Raw genomic sequence first — 15,311 nt, forward strand, 5'->3', positions numbered from 1 at the left:
CAAAAGTGAGGTTACTGTCGCTCTCATGAGCATGTTGATTCGAATTCTCGGGAGATTGTTGCGCTTGGCCGCCTATGCGGTCGTGGCAATTCTCGTGCTGGCCATTGTCGCCGTGCTTGTCGTCGGCTTCGTGCCCAGCGCCACCGGCTATGCCGTGAACCGGGTGGCAAAGCTCGTCTCGACACCGGACCGTACCATCACGATTGCCGAGCCGTCGGGACTTCTGACCGGCAGCCTCCGGATCGGCGCGATCACCGTTGCCGATACCAAGGGCACCGTTGCGAAGGTGCAGAATCTCGCTGTCGACTGGTCGCCGCTCTCGCTGCTGACGGGCACCTTCCATGCCGACCGCGTCGCTGCCGACGTCGTGGATTTCCAGCGCCTGCCAGTGTCGACGGCAAAAGCGGAACCTCAGGCGGCAACAAGCGAAAGCAGCGGCTTCTCGCTGCCCATCGCCGTCGATATCGCCGCCGTTGCCTTGCCGAACCTGCGCATCGGGCAGGCCGTCGCCGGCCAGGATTTCGCCCTTGCGGCCAATGGCAGTGTCAAGGCGAACAACAACAGCATCGATCTCGTCCTTAATGCCAATCGCCAGGACGTTCCCGACGCCAAGCTCTCCACCAACATCTCCTTCGCGCCGGCCGAAAACCGACTGAACCTGAAGGCCGACGTCGCTGAACCCCGCGATGGCTTGCTCGCCGGATTGCTGCACCTGCCGGGCGGGCCGGCGATCGACATCAATCTCTCCGGCGAAGGTCCGCTGTCCAACTGGGCCGGCAAACTTCAGGCAGCGCTTGACGACAAGCCGACGGTATCGATCAACGGCCATCACACCCTGTCGGCGGATGGGTTGCACCATATCGACGTCAAGGGCGGCGGCGACGTCGATTCGCTCCTGCCGCCAACCTTGCGCCCGCTATTTACCGGCCAGACGACGATCGACCTCTCCGCCACCTTCGACGGCAAGGGCAAGATCGATATCCAGACCGGCAATCTCGCCACCGGCAGCGTCGTCATTGCCGCCTCCGGCACGCTCGATCCCTCGGGCAACAACAGCCTCAACGCCAACCTGCTCGGCACCTCCGGTCCGGTCGATTTCCGCTGGCCGATGGAAAACGGCGAGCTGCGGGCGATGATCTCGCGCGCCGACCTCGCGCTGACGGGCGCCTCGCAATCGGCGAAGATCGATGCCAAGGCCACACTTGAAAGAGCCAGTGCGCCACAGGGCCAGATCGGCCAGATAAATCTCAGCGCCCAAAGCGACGCCTTCAACCTGACCACCGCGTCCGGCCCGCTACAGCTTCGCCTCGTGGTCGGCCAGACCGCATTCGTCAGTCCCGATCTCAACCGTCTGATCCGCGCGCCGATTTCACTGACCGCACCGCTGCAGATCTCGCCCGACACGATCGGCTTCAACAATACGACGCTGGAAAGCGCCAGCATCGGCGGCACCGTCAACGGCAAGTATACGCTGTCGTCGAAGGCGCTGACCGGCAACTTCAAGCTCTTTGCCCTGCCCGCCGTGCTGCCGGATGGCGTGTCGAACAAGTTCGAGGGAACGATCTCGCTGGAAGGCCAGGTGGCCGGCACAGTGCCGACGAAGATCAATCTCTCCAATCTCTCGGTGAAATCGAATGTCGGCGAAATCAACGGCAATGCCACGCTCGACGGCCAGACGCTGGCATCGAACCTGACGGGCAAGCTGCTCGACCTCTCCAAACTGATCCCGAACGCCGAGGGACAGGCGGATATCGGGCTTAAGGCCAAGGGTCCGCTGACAGCCCTCGGCATCGACGCGACGGTGAAGGCCGTCAACGTCAAGCTCGCCGGGCGCCTGCTGGACACGCTTGATGTCGCCCTGACCGGAACCGCCGATCCGAATGCCCCGCAGGCGAATGTGCAGGCAAACGGCGCCATCGACGGCAAGCCGATCAGCATCACCGCCAGCGCCACCTCACAAGGCGGCCGCACCAGCATTCCGGCACTTGCCGTCGAGATCGGCCCAAATAAACTACAGGGCAAACTGGATTTCTCGCCGAGTTTCGAGCCGACCGGCACGCTCACTTTCGATCTTCCCGATCTCAGCCTCATCGCCGCCCTTGCCGGACAGAAGGCCGCCGGCGACCTGAAGGGCACGCTCGATCTTTCCAATGCCAATGGCAAGATCGGCCTGAAGGTGGATGCCACCGGCGGCGGTGTCCGCCGTGACGATCTCGTCATCGACAAGCCGGTCATTGCGCTCACGGTCGATGACCTGAAATCCTTTTCCGCCAATGGCAGCATCCGCGCCGGCGCCATCGCGTCCGGCGCCAATCGCATCGCCGATCTCGGACTGACCTTCTCGCAGCAGGGCAGCCGCACGGTGTTCGATCTCAAGTCGAGCTATGACAACGCGCCGCTCACCGCCAGCGGTAATGTCGAGACCGGCGGCGGCCAGACCGTCGTCAGCCTCGACAATTTTGCCGGTGCACCGCGTACCATTCCGGTGAAGTTAGCATCGCCCACCAAGATCACCATCAAGGACGGCACGGTCGCGCTGAACGGCCTGACCATCCAGACCGGCGGCGGCTCCGTCGTCGTCGATGGCACTGCGGGCCAGGCGCTGAACATCAACGCCAGGATCGCCAACCTGCCCGCCAGCCTCGCCAATGTCTTCGCCCCGACGCTTGCCGCCGAAGGCGCGATCTCCGGTACGGTGACCGTCACCGGCAGGCCGGCTTCACCTGTTGTCAACTTTCAGACCAATTGGTCGGGAGCCGCGACCAGCCAAACGAAATCGGCCGGGCTCGGCCCGCTCGGCATCAAGGCGAACGGCAAATTCGCCGACAACGTCGTCACCATAGACACCAATCTGACCGGTCAGAGCGGCCTGGCGTTGAACGGCGGCGGCACGGTCGCCGTTGCCGGCAACAAGGCGCTGGCGATGAAATTTTCCGGCAACCTGCCCTTCGACGCGCTGGCCGGCCAGCTCGCGGCACAGGGCCTGGTCATGACCGGCACGGCGAAGATCGACCTGCAGATCGGCGGCACGACAGCTGCCCCCGCCGTCACCGGTACCATCACCACCGACGGCAGCAGGCTCGTCGATGTCCGCCGCAACCTTACCCTCAACGGCCTTGCCGTCACCGTCACGCTCGACGGCAAACAGGCGGTGATCTCGCGCCTCAACGGCAATCTCGCCAGCGGCGGCAGCGTCTCGGCAAGCGGCACGGTCGGCATCGTCGCCGACAGCGGCTTTCCCGCCGATATCCAGCTGAAATTCAACAATGCCACCTATGTCGACGGCACGCTGGTGACGGCAACCGTCAACGGCAATCTCGGTATCAAGGGGCCGCTGATGACCGCTCCGGTGCTGACGGGCAATCTGAAGCTCAACAAGGCGTCGATCACCGTGCCGGAAAAGCTGCCGGCCTCGCTCTCAGAGATCAACATCAAACACAAGAACGCGCCGGCCGCCGTCACCGCCCAGTTCAAGGACCAGAAACCGCAAGGTCCGAGCAGCAAATCCACCAGCCTCGGCATTGAGATGCAGATCGACGCGCCGTCACAGATCTTCGTGCGCGGCCGCGGCATCGATGCGGAACTCGGCGGCAGCATCACGGTTCGCGGCACGGCGGCAAATCCCGTTGTCTCCGGCGGCTTCACCATGCGGCGCGGCCGTCTGACCATCCTCAGCCGCCGCCTGGATTTCACCGATACCAGCAAGATCACCTTCGGCGGCGACCTGACGCCCGCGCTCAACATGGAAGCCACCTCATCGGTCAGCTCCACCACCATCACCGTGGATGTCACGGGCCTGGCCACCGACCCGCAGATCGGCTTTTCCTCCTCGCCCGCCCTGCCACAGGACGAGGTGATGGCACAGCTGATTTTCGGCCAATCGATGTCGAAGCTTTCGGCGATGCAGATCGCCCAGCTCGCCGATGCCGCCAGCCAGCTTGCCGGCGGCCGCTCCACCTCGCTGTTCGACGGCCTGCGCAGCCATCTCGGCGTCGACGATCTCGATATCTCGACCGATGCGAACGGCCAGGCACAAGTCGGCGCTGGCAAATATCTGAACAAGCGCACTTATATCGAACTGCAGCAGGGCTCTTCCAACAACACCAAGGCGATCATCAATCTCGACGTCGGACGCGGGGTGAAGCTTAGGGGTGCCGCCGGCTCGAATGGCGCAGGCGAAGCCGGTATTGTCTACGAGCACGAATATTGAGGCGAGGCGGCCGGAAAGGCCTGCTCACAGGCATCCCCGGCCATCGGATATGCTAATCAGGCGCCAACGGCGCTACGATGCGCGTCGACAAATTCGGCAAGGCTCTTGAACACGAAATCCAAAGTCGGAACGTTAGCCGGCACCGGAGTGGCTCCGCCACCAGGCCGTCCGGAACGTCGGTCGATCCAGGCGCGGGCCAGACCCGCTTTTGCCGCCGGCACATGATCATGATGAAGGCTTTGTGCGGTGTGAAGCACCTGCGAAGGCGCAATACCTAAATCATCGTGCAAGTGGTCGAGCAGATAGGTGAAGTTACGCGGATCGGGCTTGTAGGACCCAACGTCTTCCGCCGTGTAGACCGCATCGAAATTCACCCCCAACTTCCGATTGCTGGCCGCAAAGCTGGTGCGGTCGACATTCGACAGGATGATGATCTTGTAGTGCGTCTTCAGATAGCTGAGCGCCTCGGCGGAATCCGGAAAAGGCGGCCAGTCCGGAACCGACAGGCCGAAGCGCTCATGCAGGTCCGCTGAGACACGCACACCCCAGCTCTTCGCCATCCGCGCGTGCACGACCCCGAGCAGAGAAGAATAACGCAGCGACGGCGTTTCAATCTCCTGCTCCGTCTCCAACCGGCCGAAGAGTTCGAGCGCCTCCTCGCGGTTCATGCTCAGCCGGCCCTCGCTCAAAAGCGGCTGAAGCGCGTTCCAGATGCCGGTCTCCCAGTCGATGAGCGTGCCGTAGCAATCGAAGGTGAGAGCCTTAAAATCAGTCAGTTTGGTCAAGCGGGCCTCCTGAAGCCAGATGTTTGTCTGGCGGAATTTCGCAGCAATCGGAGCCCTTGTGATGAGGCGAAGCTCCGAATGACTTGACCGAACCTCCGATCCTCAGTCCATAACGCCCCTGCCATCCGCGTCGGCATTGCGGAAGGCCGATGGGGTCAGGCCGAATCTCTGCTTGAACTGCCTGTTAAAGGACGAGGCGTTTCGATAGCCGAGATCATAGGCGATTTCCGAAATCGGCAGCGATGTGTTGACGAGCAGATCGACCGCACGATCGAAGAGCTTCCGCAACTGGTATTGCCTCGGCGACTGACCGACCGTTTCCCGAAACAGGGCATGGAACTGGCTTTGCCCAAGACCGGCCTTCCTCGCCATGTTGGTCACGCTGGTCTGCCCAAGGTCGTTTCCCAACGCGCCGGCAGCATCAAGAACACGCCGTTCGGCCAGGCTCCGGGGTCGAGCTGCCGTCACCTGCTCCTGCCGGACAAGCTGCAACCCGCTCAACGCCAGATGAGCGGCATCCGGCGCGCGACGCCTGTCCGCCTCGACCTCCCGCCCAAGCTGGTTGAAGAGCCGCCAGAGCCACGGCTCGATCCGGACCGTCAAAGCCGACGGACCGCACAAGACGGACGGAACAAGCGCATCGGGAAGAGACCCGAGTTCCACGTCCATGACCATGAGGCTGCAATCGGCGCTCGGCGCGAAATTGTGCATGCTGTCCTGCGGGATGATCGCCATGCTGTTACTTGAGACGACATTGGCCCGCCCTTCGATATCCACCAGCATGGAACCACGCATGGGAAACAGAATCTGGCTATAGTCGTGACGATGACGGTCCGGGCCGGCATATTGCCGGATTTCAAGATTGATTGACATGTTGACCTCGGGGCAAGACGCTCCATCTGAGCGATTATACGCGCGAACATCGTCTGCGCTAAGTATGCCCCAGAACAGACGACCGGACCACCGCTGCGGCCTCGCATTCAAAATCCCATCTTGCTCGTTTTCAGCAAGATATTAGACTCCGTCGTGTTGATGCCATTGATGAGCCGGATGCGGCGTAGCGTTTCGTCGAAGGAGGCGAGATCGCGGTCTTCGAGTTCGGCGATGAAATCCCATTTGCCGTTGGTGCTGTGCAGCGCCCTCACCTGCGGCAGGCCACGAAGCTGATCGGCGACCTTGTCCGCCAGCTTGCCGAGAACCTCGATGAGCACGATGGCGCGCACGCCGGCGGCGCGGGTTTCGTGGCCGGTTCGGATGGTGAAGGCGGTGATGGTGCCGTTGTCGACCAGCCGTTCAATGCGGGCGGCGACAGTCGCGCGCGAGGTATCGGTCGCGGCCGCAAGCGAAGAGACGGAAGCGCGGGCGTTGTGGCGCAATGCACTCAGGAGGTCGCGGTCAAGATCATCCATGGACTTATCATTCTGCTAAGTTGAACTATTCAATATGATAAAATCTACTCAACTTTCGACAATTTTCCATCTTTTTGCTGTCACCTCCACGACCAATAATACGAATCAACAGCCCCTAACCCTTTGGAGCGCCGCCGATGAGCGTAGAATCCACATCCGTCACCCTGATCGGCGTCCCGCTTGAGGAAGGTTCCGGCCGCCGCGGCGCCAGCATGGGGCCGACTGCCCTGCGCATTGCCGGCATCGCGACGATGCTGATCGAGCTCGACCATCGCGTCACCGACAGCGGCGACCTGCATCCCGCCCCGGCCGCCGACCTGCCGGACGATCCGAAAGCACATCATCTGAAGATCGTCGGCGCCTTCACCCGCGCCCTGGAAGCCAAGGTCTATGACGTCGCTTCATCCGGCGGCTTTCCGCTGATCCTCGGCGGCGACCACAGCCTTTCCATGGGTAGCGTCTCCGGCATGGCGCGCCATGCAGCAGAGGTCGGCCGGCCGCTCTTCGTGCTCTGGCTGGACGCGCATTCGGATTTTAATTCGCCGGCGACATCGCCGTCGGGCAATATTCACGGCATGCCCGTCGCCTACTTCTGCGGCCAGGCGGAGATCGCCAATGTGCTGCCGGCCGGCCGGCCACTGGTCGATCCGAAGAAGGTCTTCCAGGTCGGTATCCGCTCCGTCGATCCGCACGAACGTGAGCAGATCCGCGAGCACGGCGTCAATGTCTTCGACATGCGTTCGCTCGACGAACAGGGCGTGGCCGCGATCATGCGCCGGGTGCTCGACACGGTCAGCGCCGCCAACGGCCTGCTGCATGTCAGCTTCGACGTCGACTTCATCGATCCGGACATCGCGCCGGGTGTCGGAACGACGGTGCCGGGCGGCGCAACCTATCGCGAAGCCCATCTGATCATGGAAATGCTGTCCGACAGCGGCCTCGTCTCGTCGCTCGATCTCGTCGAGCTCAATCCCTTCCTGGACGATCGCGGCAAGAGCGCCCGCGTCCTGGTCGAGATGGCGGCAAGCCTGTTCGGCCGGCGCATCTTCGACCGCCCGACAAGGGCCGCATAGTTCTGGGGGGGGAAGTTACCATGAGCGCACCAGCCGATCTGATTGCCACCGAGCAGCGTCTCGGCGCCCATAACTACAAGCCGCTCGACGTCGTCCTCACTCGCGGCGAAGGCGTCTATGTCTGGGATACCGACGGCAAGCGCTATCTCGATTGCCTCTCGGCCTATTCGGCGGTCAACCAGGGTCATTGCCACCCGAAGATCCGCGAGGCGATGATCGAGCAGGCCGGCAAACTGACGCTCACCTCCCGCGCCTTCCGCAACGACCAGCTCGCCTATCTCTACGAGGAACTGGCCGCACTCACCGGCTCCCACAAGATCCTGCCGATGAACTCCGGCGCCGAGGCGGTCGAGACCGCGATCAAGGCGGTGCGCAAATGGGGCTATGAGGTCAAGGGCGTTCCGGAAAACCAGGCGGAGATCATCGTCTTCGCCGACAATTTCCATGGCCGGACACTGAGCATCATCAGCTTCTCGACCGATCCGGATGCCCGTACCGGCTTCGGCCCCTATACGCCAGGCTTCCGCGTCGTGCCCTTCGGCAACGCCGATGCCTTCGCCGCCGCGATCAACCAGAACACCGTTGCAGCCCTGATCGAGCCAATCCAGGGCGAGGCCGGCGTCATCATCCCGCCTGCCGGTTATTTCACCCGTTTGCGCGAACTTTGCACTGCCAACAAGATCACGCTCATCCTGGACGAGATCCAGACCGGCCTCGGCCGTACCGGCAAGCTGCTCGCCGAGGAACATGAGGGTATCGAGGCAGACGTAACATTGATCGGCAAGGCCCTGTCGGGTGGCTTCTATCCGGTCTCCGCCGTCCTCTCGAATTCCGAGGTGCTCGGCGTCTTGCAGCCAGGACAGCATGGCTCCACCTTTGGCGGTAATCCTCTCGCCTGCGCCGTCGCCCGGGCGGCTCTGCGCGTGCTCACCGAGGAAGGCATGATTGAGAAGGCCGCCGTCATGGGAGATTATTTCCTCGAAGGCCTGCGCTCGATCCGCTCCAACATCGTCAAGGATGTTCGCGGACGCGGCCTGATGATGGCGGTGGAACTGGTGCCGGAAGCCGGTGGCGCGCGGCAATATTGTTATCAGCTCAAGGATCTTGGCCTGCTCGCCAAGGACACCCATGACCACACGATCCGCCTTGCTCCGCCGCTGGTCATCACCCGTAATCAGGTCGATTGGGCGCTGGAACAGATCGACAAAGTCCTGGCCCGTTGAGCTCAACTTTTAGAAGAAACTAAACTACGAAAGAGCCGAAATCTCTTCCATAGGTTTAGGTTTGAGCAACATTCTTGCGCTATCGTCCCGGATAGAGCGCCGGATTTGGCGCCATGCGTCAACGGGAAGAATGTTCATGGCCACGATCAATTCCACCAGCTTCAGCGGCGATACGCTGGAGATCATTGCCTTCCGGCTTCACGATCAGGAATTCTGCGTCAAGACCACCACGATCCGCGAGATCCGTGGCTGGGCGCCGTCGACGCCGATCCCACATGCGCCGGCCGACGTCATCGGCGTCATGAACCTGCGCGGCTCAGTCATCCCAATTATCGATCTCGCCTACAAGCTGGGCATGCAGAGCACGGTCGCCAATGAACGCAGCGCCATCGTCGTGGCGGAAGTCCATAACATGGTCATCGGCATGTTGGTCGATCGCGTCTCCGACATCCTGACGATTGCTGCCGACCAGGTCCAGCCCGTCCCCGAAGTCACCGCTTCCTTCGACCGCGCCTACTGCGAAGGCATCATTGCCACCGAAAACGGCATGATCTGCTTCCTGAACCTTGCCAAGATGTTCAAGGAAGGCGAAGCCGAAGAACTCGCCGCCTGAGCGCCTGCTTTTCATTTCAGTCCCCACGAAAAAGCCGCCCCGACATTCCGGGACGGCTTTTTCATGCAAGTAGCGTGCCGATTTCAGCCGAACAGCGCAAACGTGCTTCTGATCGTCACCCAAACGCCCCAAAGCAGCGGGATGCCGACGATCGCCCAGGCGATCAGCGCCTTGCCGTCGAACCCGCCCTTGCCGATGCCGAAGGAGCCAGTCGGGCCGGCATTGGCGGCGGCGGTCTTTGCCTGTAGCGCGGCCACTTCCTCATCCGACATGAACCACTTGTCCGCAAGCGGCCTCACCAGCGAGTTGGCAATCAGGCCCAGCGCCAGCATGCCGGCGAGGATATACATGGTGAAGGTATAGAGCTGTGCGCCCTCCACCCCGGCAGCCTTCTGTGCTTCGCGGATGTAGTTGACCACCACCGGACCGACGATCCCGGCCGTCGCCCAGGCTGTGAGCAGCCGGCCATGGATGGCACCAACAAACTGCGTGCCGAAGATATCGGCAAGATAGGCCGGGATGGTGGCAAAGCCGCCGCCATACATCGAGAGAATGATGCAGAGGGCACCGACGAACAGGACCTTGCTGTGAATACCCGCCGCCCAGGGGGCCAGCAGGTAAAGCGCGATGCCGATGAGGAAGAAGCAGTAATAGGTGTTCTTACGGCCGATCTTGTCGGAGAGCGATGCCCAGAAGAAGCGGCCACCGATATTGAAGAGCGACAGCAGGCCGGCAAAACCGGCGGCAATCGCTGCGATGGCCGCCACTTGTTCCTTGCTGAGATCACCGAACTTCACATCCGGCAGGCCGATCAGCGCGCCACCGAAGATTTCCTGCAGCATCGGCGAGGCCATGCCGATGACGCCGATGCCCGCCGAAACGTTGAGGCACAGCACTGCCCAGATCAGCCAGAACTGCTTGGTCTTGTGCGCGTTGCGCAGATGCACATGCTTGGTCGTGATCATCGTGCTCTTGGCGGCAGGCGGCGTCCAGCCTTCCGGACGCCAGCCGGCCGGGGGCAGGCGATAACCGAAGGCACCGCCCATCATGAAGACGAAATAGATCGCCGCCATGACGACGAAGGTCTGCCAGACGCCGACCGAGCCGTCGACGCGGAAGTTGGTCATCAGCAAATTAGCGAGCGGCGCGCCGATCATCGCTCCACCGCCGAAGCCCATGATCGCCATACCGGTCGCCATGCCGCGCCGGTCGGGAAACCATTTGATCAGCGTCGAGACCGGCGAGATATAGCCAAGGCCAAGCCCGATGCCGCCGATGACGCCCGCGCCGATCCACATCAGCCAGAGCTGATGATAAATGACGCCGATCGCGGCAATCAGGATACCGCCGCACCAGCAGCAGGCCGAGACGACACCGGCCTTGCGCGGGCCGGCCCGTTCCAGCCAGCCGCCCCAGATGGCGGCAGAGGAGCCGAGCAGCACGAAGAACAGCGTATAGATCCAGCCGAGGTCGCTCACGCGCCAATCGCAGCTGGTCGTGACCAAAGCGGAAAGGAGATTGAGGCTGGCGCACTCAGCCGAAGGCGGCGTCGTTGTGCCAAGCGCCTTCGACAGCGGCAACCAGAAGACGCTGAAGCCATAGGCCATGCCGATGCAAAGATGGATCGCCAGAGCCGCCGGCGGCACCAGCCACCGGTTGAAGCCAGGCTTGGCGATGATGCGCTCACGATCGAGCAGTCCCGGCGCCGCCGCGCCCCTTGAAATATCCGTTTCCGCAGTCGCCATGAACAACCCTCCTTGTTTCAGAGACCTGAATTCCCCAATAATTCCGCCTTGTACAGCAGCTACGGACGGATTTCCCTCTCCATCCAATAGATTTTAAAAATCAAAGACAAAGGCCGGATCAGTCCTGCCTGGCCGGCTCCGGTCTGTGGATCAGCGCGGAGGCCTCGATGACGAGAGGGCTCAAGCCGCTGTCTCCATGATCGATGATCTCGAAAAGCTGACGCCGCATGCGCGGCTCCCAGAACTTGTTGATATGCGTCGCAACACCCTGCGCCGATTCATGCGCCGGTTGCGTCTTGAAGAAGGTGGCGATCTGGTTGGCCATATAGACGAGCTTCGTAGCGGTCTTGCCTTGATGCGTTTCGTCAAGCGACATCGGCGATGCTCCCCGGAGTAATGCGCTGCGGATGGGTGAAAATCTCGAAATCATCGCCGCGCACCAGCGCCACCAGCGTCATGCCAGCCTCTTCGGCCGTGCGAATGGCAAGTGCGGTCGGCGCGGAAATGGCGACAAGGACGGAAGAGCCCAGGATCGCCGCCTTCTGCACCATCTCGACCGACAGCCGGCTGGTGACCGCAACGACGCCGTCGGCGCCCCTGTGGCCGGAGCGAATGACGGCGCCGCAAAGCTTGTCCAGCGCATTATGCCGCCCGACATCCTCGCGCACGGCGATCAATCCCTTGCCCCGGATATAAAAGCCCGCCCCATGCACGGCGCGGGTCTCGCGATGCAGCGGCTGGGCGTCGTTGAGAAGCGCGATGGCGCGAACGATATCCTCATGGGAAAGCGTCAACGCAATCGCGGAGACATCCGGCACCTTGCGCACCGCCTGCTCGATCGATTCGATACCGCAGAGGCCGCAGCCGACCGGACCGGCCATATGCCGCCGCCGGACGCGCAGGGCATCAGCCACGTCATCAACCAGAGTGACCTGCACATCGATCCCCTGCTCATCCTCCACCGGTTCGACGGCGGCGATCTGATCGATATCGGTAATGATGCCCTCGGTCAGGCTGAACCCGATGGCGAAATCCTCGAGATCAGCGGGCGTCCCCATCATCACCGCATGCGACGAGCCACCATAGGAAAAGGCGATCGGAACCTCCTCCGGGACGATGCGGGAGCCGGAGCGGACGACGCCGTTACGGCGCGCGGTTTCGGGGACGGTGGTGGTGGGGGTGAATTTGGTCATGTGGCAACCCTCCCTTCTCCCCCACGGGGAGAAGGTGGCGCGAAGCGTCGGATGAGGGGGACGAGGAGCGATAGCTCCGAGCGCAAAAGAGCAGTATCCGCCGTGCGGAGAAACCCCCTTATCCGCCCTTTGGGCACCTTCTCCCCGAGGGGAGAAGGGGTAAACGCATCCATCCTCACTCCGCAGCCTCCATTTTCCCGACAATCCGGCGAGACTGCCGGGCCTGTTCGTCATAGTCGATCTGCCATTGCGACGGGCCGTTGGATGGCGAGACCTGGACGGCCGTGACCTTATATTCCGGGCAATTCGTTGCCCAGTCGGAATAGTCGGTCGTGATAACGTTCGCCTGCGTATCGGGATGATGGAAGGTCGTATAGACGACGCCAGGCGCGACGCGGTCGGTGATCAGCGCACGCAACGTCGTATCGCCGGAACGGCTGGCAAGCTTGATCCAGTCGCCGTCGCGAATGCCGCGCTGCTCGGCATCGTGCGGATGCATCTCCAACCGGTCCTCGGCATGCCACATGACGTTCTCGGTACGCCGCGTCTGCGCACCGACATTATATTGGCTGAGGATGCGTCCGGTCGTCAGCAGCAGCGGGAAGCGCGGGCCGGTGCGTTCGTCGGTCGCGACATATTCCGTGCGGATGAACTTACCCTTGCCGCGCACGAAGCCGTCGACATGCATGATCGGCGAGCCCAATGGCGTCTTCTCGTTGCAGGGCCACTGCACCGAACCCATCTTCTCCAAATAGTCGTAGGAGACCATGGCGAAGCTCGGTGTCGTCGCGGCGATTTCATCCATGATCTCGGAGGGATGCTGGTAGTTCCAGCCAAGCCCCATGGCCTGCGCCATCTTCTGCGTCACTTCCCAGTCGGCATAGCCGTTGCGCGGGCTCATCACCTTACGCACGCGGTTGATGCGGCGCTCGGCATTGGTGAAGGTGCCGTCCTTTTCGAGGAAGGTCGAGCCTGGCAGGAAGACATGGGCGTAGTTGGCCGTCTCGTTCAGGAAGAGATCGTGGACGATAACGCATTCCATCGCGGCAAGGCCGGCGGCGACATGCTTGGTGTCCGGATCGGATTGCAGGATATCCTCGCCCTGAATGTAGAGACCCTTGAACGTGCCATCGACGGCAGCGTCGAGCATGTTGGGGATGCGCAGGCCCGGCTCGTTGTTGAGCTTCACGCCCCAGAGTTTTTCGAAGATATCGCGGGTCGCATCGTCGGAGATATGGCGATAGCCCGGCAGCTCATGCGGGAAGGAGCCCATATCGCAGGAGCCCTGGACGTTGTTCTGGCCGCGCAGCGGGTTCACGCCGACGCCGGGACGGCCGATATTGCCGGTCACCATCGCAAGATTGGCGATCGCCATGACCGTGGTCGAGCCCTGGCTGTGCTCGGTAACGCCAAGACCATAATAGATCGCACCATTGCCGCCCTTGGCGAAGAGACGGGCAGCACCGCGCACGAGATCGGCCGGAACGTTGGTGTATTTCTCCGTTTCCTCCGGGCTGTGCTGCGGCTCGGCGACGAAAGCGGCCCAATCCTCGAATTCCGACCAGTCGCAACGCTCGCGAATGAATTTCTCGTCAAACAGGCCTTCGGTGACGATGACATGGGCAAGCGCCGTCAGCAGGGCGACATTGGTGCCCGGCTTCAGCGGCAGGTGATAGCTCGCCTCGACATGCGGCGTGCGCACCAGATCGATGCGGCGCGGATCGATGACGATCAGCTTGGCGCCCTGGCGCAGCCGCTTCTTCAGCCGCGAGCCGAAGACCGGATGGCCGTCGGTCGGGTTGGCGCCGATAACGATGACAACGTCGGAATGCTCGACACTGTCGAAGTTCTGCGTACCCGCCGAGGTGCCGAAAGCCTGGCCGAGGCCATAGCCGGTCGGCGAGTGGCAGACGCGGGCGCAGGTATCGACATTGTTGTTGCCGAAGCCGGCCCGGATCAGCTTCTGCACCAGGAAGGTCTCTTCGTTGGTGCAACGCGACGACGTGATGCCACCAACGGATTCGCGACCATACTGATACTGGATGCGCCGGATTTCCGTGGCGACATGAGCGAAGGCCTCGTCCCAGGTGACTTCGCGCCACGGGTCGGTGATCTTTTCGCGCACCATCGGATTGAGAATGCGGTCCTTATGGGTCGAATAGCCGTAGGCAAAGCGGCCCTTGACGCAGGAATGGCCGCGATTGGCCTGGCCATCCTTCCACGGCACCATGCGGACCAGTTCCTCGCCGCGCATCTCCGCCTTGAAGGAACAGCCGACGCCGCAATAGGCGCAGGTGGTGACGACGGAATGCTCGGGCTGGCCGATCGCGATCACCGACTTCTCCGTCAGCGTCGCGGTGGGACAGGCTTGCACGCAGGCGCCGCAGGAGACGCACTCGCTGTCGATGAAATGCTCATGCATGCCAGGCGATACGCGCGAGCCGAAGCCACGGCCTTCGATGGTCAGCGCGAACGTGCCCTGCACCTCTTCGCAAGCGCGCACGCAGCGGGAGCAGACGATGCATTTCGACGGGTCATAGGTGAAATAGGGATTGGACTCGTCCTTCGGCATCCATTTCAGATTGATGTCGCCGCTGTTGCGCGCCTTGACGTGATTGTCGCCCTCATAGCCGTAGCGAACGTCGCGTAGGCCGACAGCGCCGGCCATGTCCTGTAGCTCGCAATCGCCATTGGCGGCGCAGGTCAGACAGTCGAGCGGATGGTCGGAGATATAAAGCTCCATCACGCCGCGACGAATATCTTTCAGCCGGTTGGTCTGGGTGTGCACGACCATGCCCGGCGAAACCGGTGTCGTGCAGGACGAAGGCGTGCCGTTGCGGCCTTCGATCTCGACGAGACAGAGGCGACAGGAGCCGAAAGCGTCGACCATGTCGGTGGCGCAGAGCTTCGGCACCTTTATGCCGGCTTCCATCGAGGCGCGCATGATCGATGTGCCCTCGGGCACATCGATCGGATGGCCGTCGACGGTCAGCGTCACCAGGGTTTCGGAGAGGGAGGCGGGCGTGCCGTAGTCGATTTCGGGAACGAGGGACATGGGTC

At 62.3% G+C, this 15,311-nt stretch carries 11 protein-coding genes; 4 read left to right on the forward strand and 7 right to left on the reverse strand.

Annotation, left to right across the window (positions count from 1 at the left end; genetic code table 11):
• Positions 1 to 25: 25 nt before the first annotated feature.
• Entirely contained in the window at positions 26 to 4,210 is a 4,185-nt protein-coding gene (locus tag AC1RO0_RS19740; RefSeq protein WP_498594506.1) for a translocation/assembly module TamB domain-containing protein, read from the forward strand.
• A 56-nt stretch (positions 4,211 to 4,266) separates the two neighbouring features.
• On the opposite strand, the gene AC1RO0_RS19745 is transcribed toward AC1RO0_RS19740, so the two are convergent.
• The 3 genes from AC1RO0_RS19745 to AC1RO0_RS19755 form a co-directional block, all read right to left on the reverse strand.
• Positions 4,267 to 4,995: a haloacid dehalogenase type II gene (locus tag AC1RO0_RS19745; protein ID WP_498594507.1), complete on the reverse strand. Its 729-nt coding sequence runs from the start codon at positions 4,993 to 4,995 to the stop codon at positions 4,267 to 4,269.
• Positions 4,996 to 5,097: 102 nt separating this feature from the next.
• Positions 5,098 to 5,868 (reverse strand): AraC family transcriptional regulator, encoded by a 771-nt coding sequence (locus AC1RO0_RS19750; RefSeq protein WP_498594508.1) that lies wholly within the window; start codon positions 5,866 to 5,868, stop codon positions 5,098 to 5,100.
• Between the two features lie 107 nt (positions 5,869 to 5,975).
• Positions 5,976 to 6,404 carry an Lrp/AsnC family transcriptional regulator gene (locus tag AC1RO0_RS19755; RefSeq protein ID WP_498594509.1) on the reverse strand — a complete coding sequence of 143 codons (429 nt, stop codon included), beginning with the start codon at positions 6,402 to 6,404 and terminating at the stop codon, positions 5,976 to 5,978.
• Between the two features lie 137 nt (positions 6,405 to 6,541).
• On the opposite strand from AC1RO0_RS19755, the gene rocF reads away from it, so the two are divergent.
• From rocF to AC1RO0_RS19770, 3 genes are all read left to right on the forward strand, one after another.
• Positions 6,542 to 7,477 carry an arginase gene (gene rocF, locus AC1RO0_RS19760; RefSeq protein WP_498594510.1) on the forward strand — a complete coding sequence of 312 codons (936 nt, stop codon included), beginning with the start codon at positions 6,542 to 6,544 and terminating at the stop codon, positions 7,475 to 7,477.
• Between the two features lie 20 nt (positions 7,478 to 7,497).
• Positions 7,498 to 8,700, forward strand: a complete 1,203-nt coding sequence (rocD, locus tag AC1RO0_RS19765) for an ornithine--oxo-acid transaminase (protein WP_498594512.1) — start codon at positions 7,498 to 7,500, stop codon at positions 8,698 to 8,700.
• A gap of 136 nt (positions 8,701 to 8,836) precedes the next feature.
• Positions 8,837 to 9,313: a chemotaxis protein CheW gene (locus tag AC1RO0_RS19770; RefSeq protein ID WP_498594513.1), complete on the forward strand. Its 477-nt coding sequence runs from the start codon at positions 8,837 to 8,839 to the stop codon at positions 9,311 to 9,313.
• 83 nt (positions 9,314 to 9,396) lie between these two features.
• On the opposite strand, the gene AC1RO0_RS19775 is transcribed toward AC1RO0_RS19770, so the two are convergent.
• The 4 genes from AC1RO0_RS19775 to fdhF form a co-directional block, all read right to left on the reverse strand.
• On the reverse strand, positions 9,397 to 11,058 hold the full coding sequence (locus AC1RO0_RS19775) for an OFA family MFS transporter (protein ID WP_498594514.1): 1,662 nt from the start codon (positions 11,056 to 11,058) through the stop codon (positions 9,397 to 9,399).
• A gap of 118 nt (positions 11,059 to 11,176) precedes the next feature.
• Positions 11,177 to 11,434 (reverse strand): formate dehydrogenase subunit delta, encoded by a 258-nt coding sequence (locus AC1RO0_RS19780; protein WP_498594515.1) that lies wholly within the window; start codon positions 11,432 to 11,434, stop codon positions 11,177 to 11,179.
• Positions 11,424 to 12,251 (reverse strand): formate dehydrogenase accessory sulfurtransferase FdhD, encoded by an 828-nt coding sequence (fdhD, locus tag AC1RO0_RS19785; protein WP_498594516.1) that lies wholly within the window; start codon positions 12,249 to 12,251, stop codon positions 11,424 to 11,426. The genes AC1RO0_RS19780 and fdhD overlap by 11 nt, the downstream gene beginning before the upstream one ends.
• Before the next feature lie 175 nt (positions 12,252 to 12,426).
• Entirely contained in the window at positions 12,427 to 15,306 is a 2,880-nt protein-coding gene (gene fdhF / locus AC1RO0_RS19790) for a formate dehydrogenase subunit alpha (protein ID WP_498594517.1), read from the reverse strand.
• Positions 15,307 to 15,311: the final 5 nt, after the last annotated feature.

Source organism: Rhizobium sp. GW821-FHT14E12, assembly GCF_058803745.1.

Excerpts from the sequence above, each read along its gene's own strand:
- AC1RO0_RS19750 (WP_498594508.1), bottom strand. The coding sequence starts at position 5,868 with ATGTCAATCAATCTTGAAATCCGGCAATATGCCGGCCCGGACCGTCAT.
- fdhD (WP_498594516.1), bottom strand. The coding sequence starts at position 12,251 with ATGACCAAATTCACCCCCACCACCACCGTCCCCGAAACCGCGCGCCGT.
- rocD (WP_498594512.1), top strand. The coding sequence starts at position 7,498 with ATGAGCGCACCAGCCGATCTGATTGCCACCGAGCAGCGTCTCGGCGCC.
- AC1RO0_RS19780 (WP_498594515.1), bottom strand. The coding sequence starts at position 11,434 with ATGTCGCTTGACGAAACGCATCAAGGCAAGACCGCTACGAAGCTCGTC.
- AC1RO0_RS19770 (WP_498594513.1), top strand. The coding sequence starts at position 8,837 with ATGGCCACGATCAATTCCACCAGCTTCAGCGGCGATACGCTGGAGATC.
- AC1RO0_RS19775 (WP_498594514.1), bottom strand. The coding sequence starts at position 11,058 with ATGGCGACTGCGGAAACGGATATTTCAAGGGGCGCGGCGGCGCCGGGA.
- AC1RO0_RS19740 (WP_498594506.1), top strand. The coding sequence starts at position 26 with ATGAGCATGTTGATTCGAATTCTCGGGAGATTGTTGCGCTTGGCCGCC.
- AC1RO0_RS19755 (WP_498594509.1), bottom strand. The coding sequence starts at position 6,404 with ATGGATGATCTTGACCGCGACCTCCTGAGTGCATTGCGCCACAACGCC.
- rocF (WP_498594510.1), top strand. The coding sequence starts at position 6,542 with ATGAGCGTAGAATCCACATCCGTCACCCTGATCGGCGTCCCGCTTGAG.
- fdhF (WP_498594517.1), bottom strand. The coding sequence starts at position 15,306 with ATGTCCCTCGTTCCCGAAATCGACTACGGCACGCCCGCCTCCCTCTCC.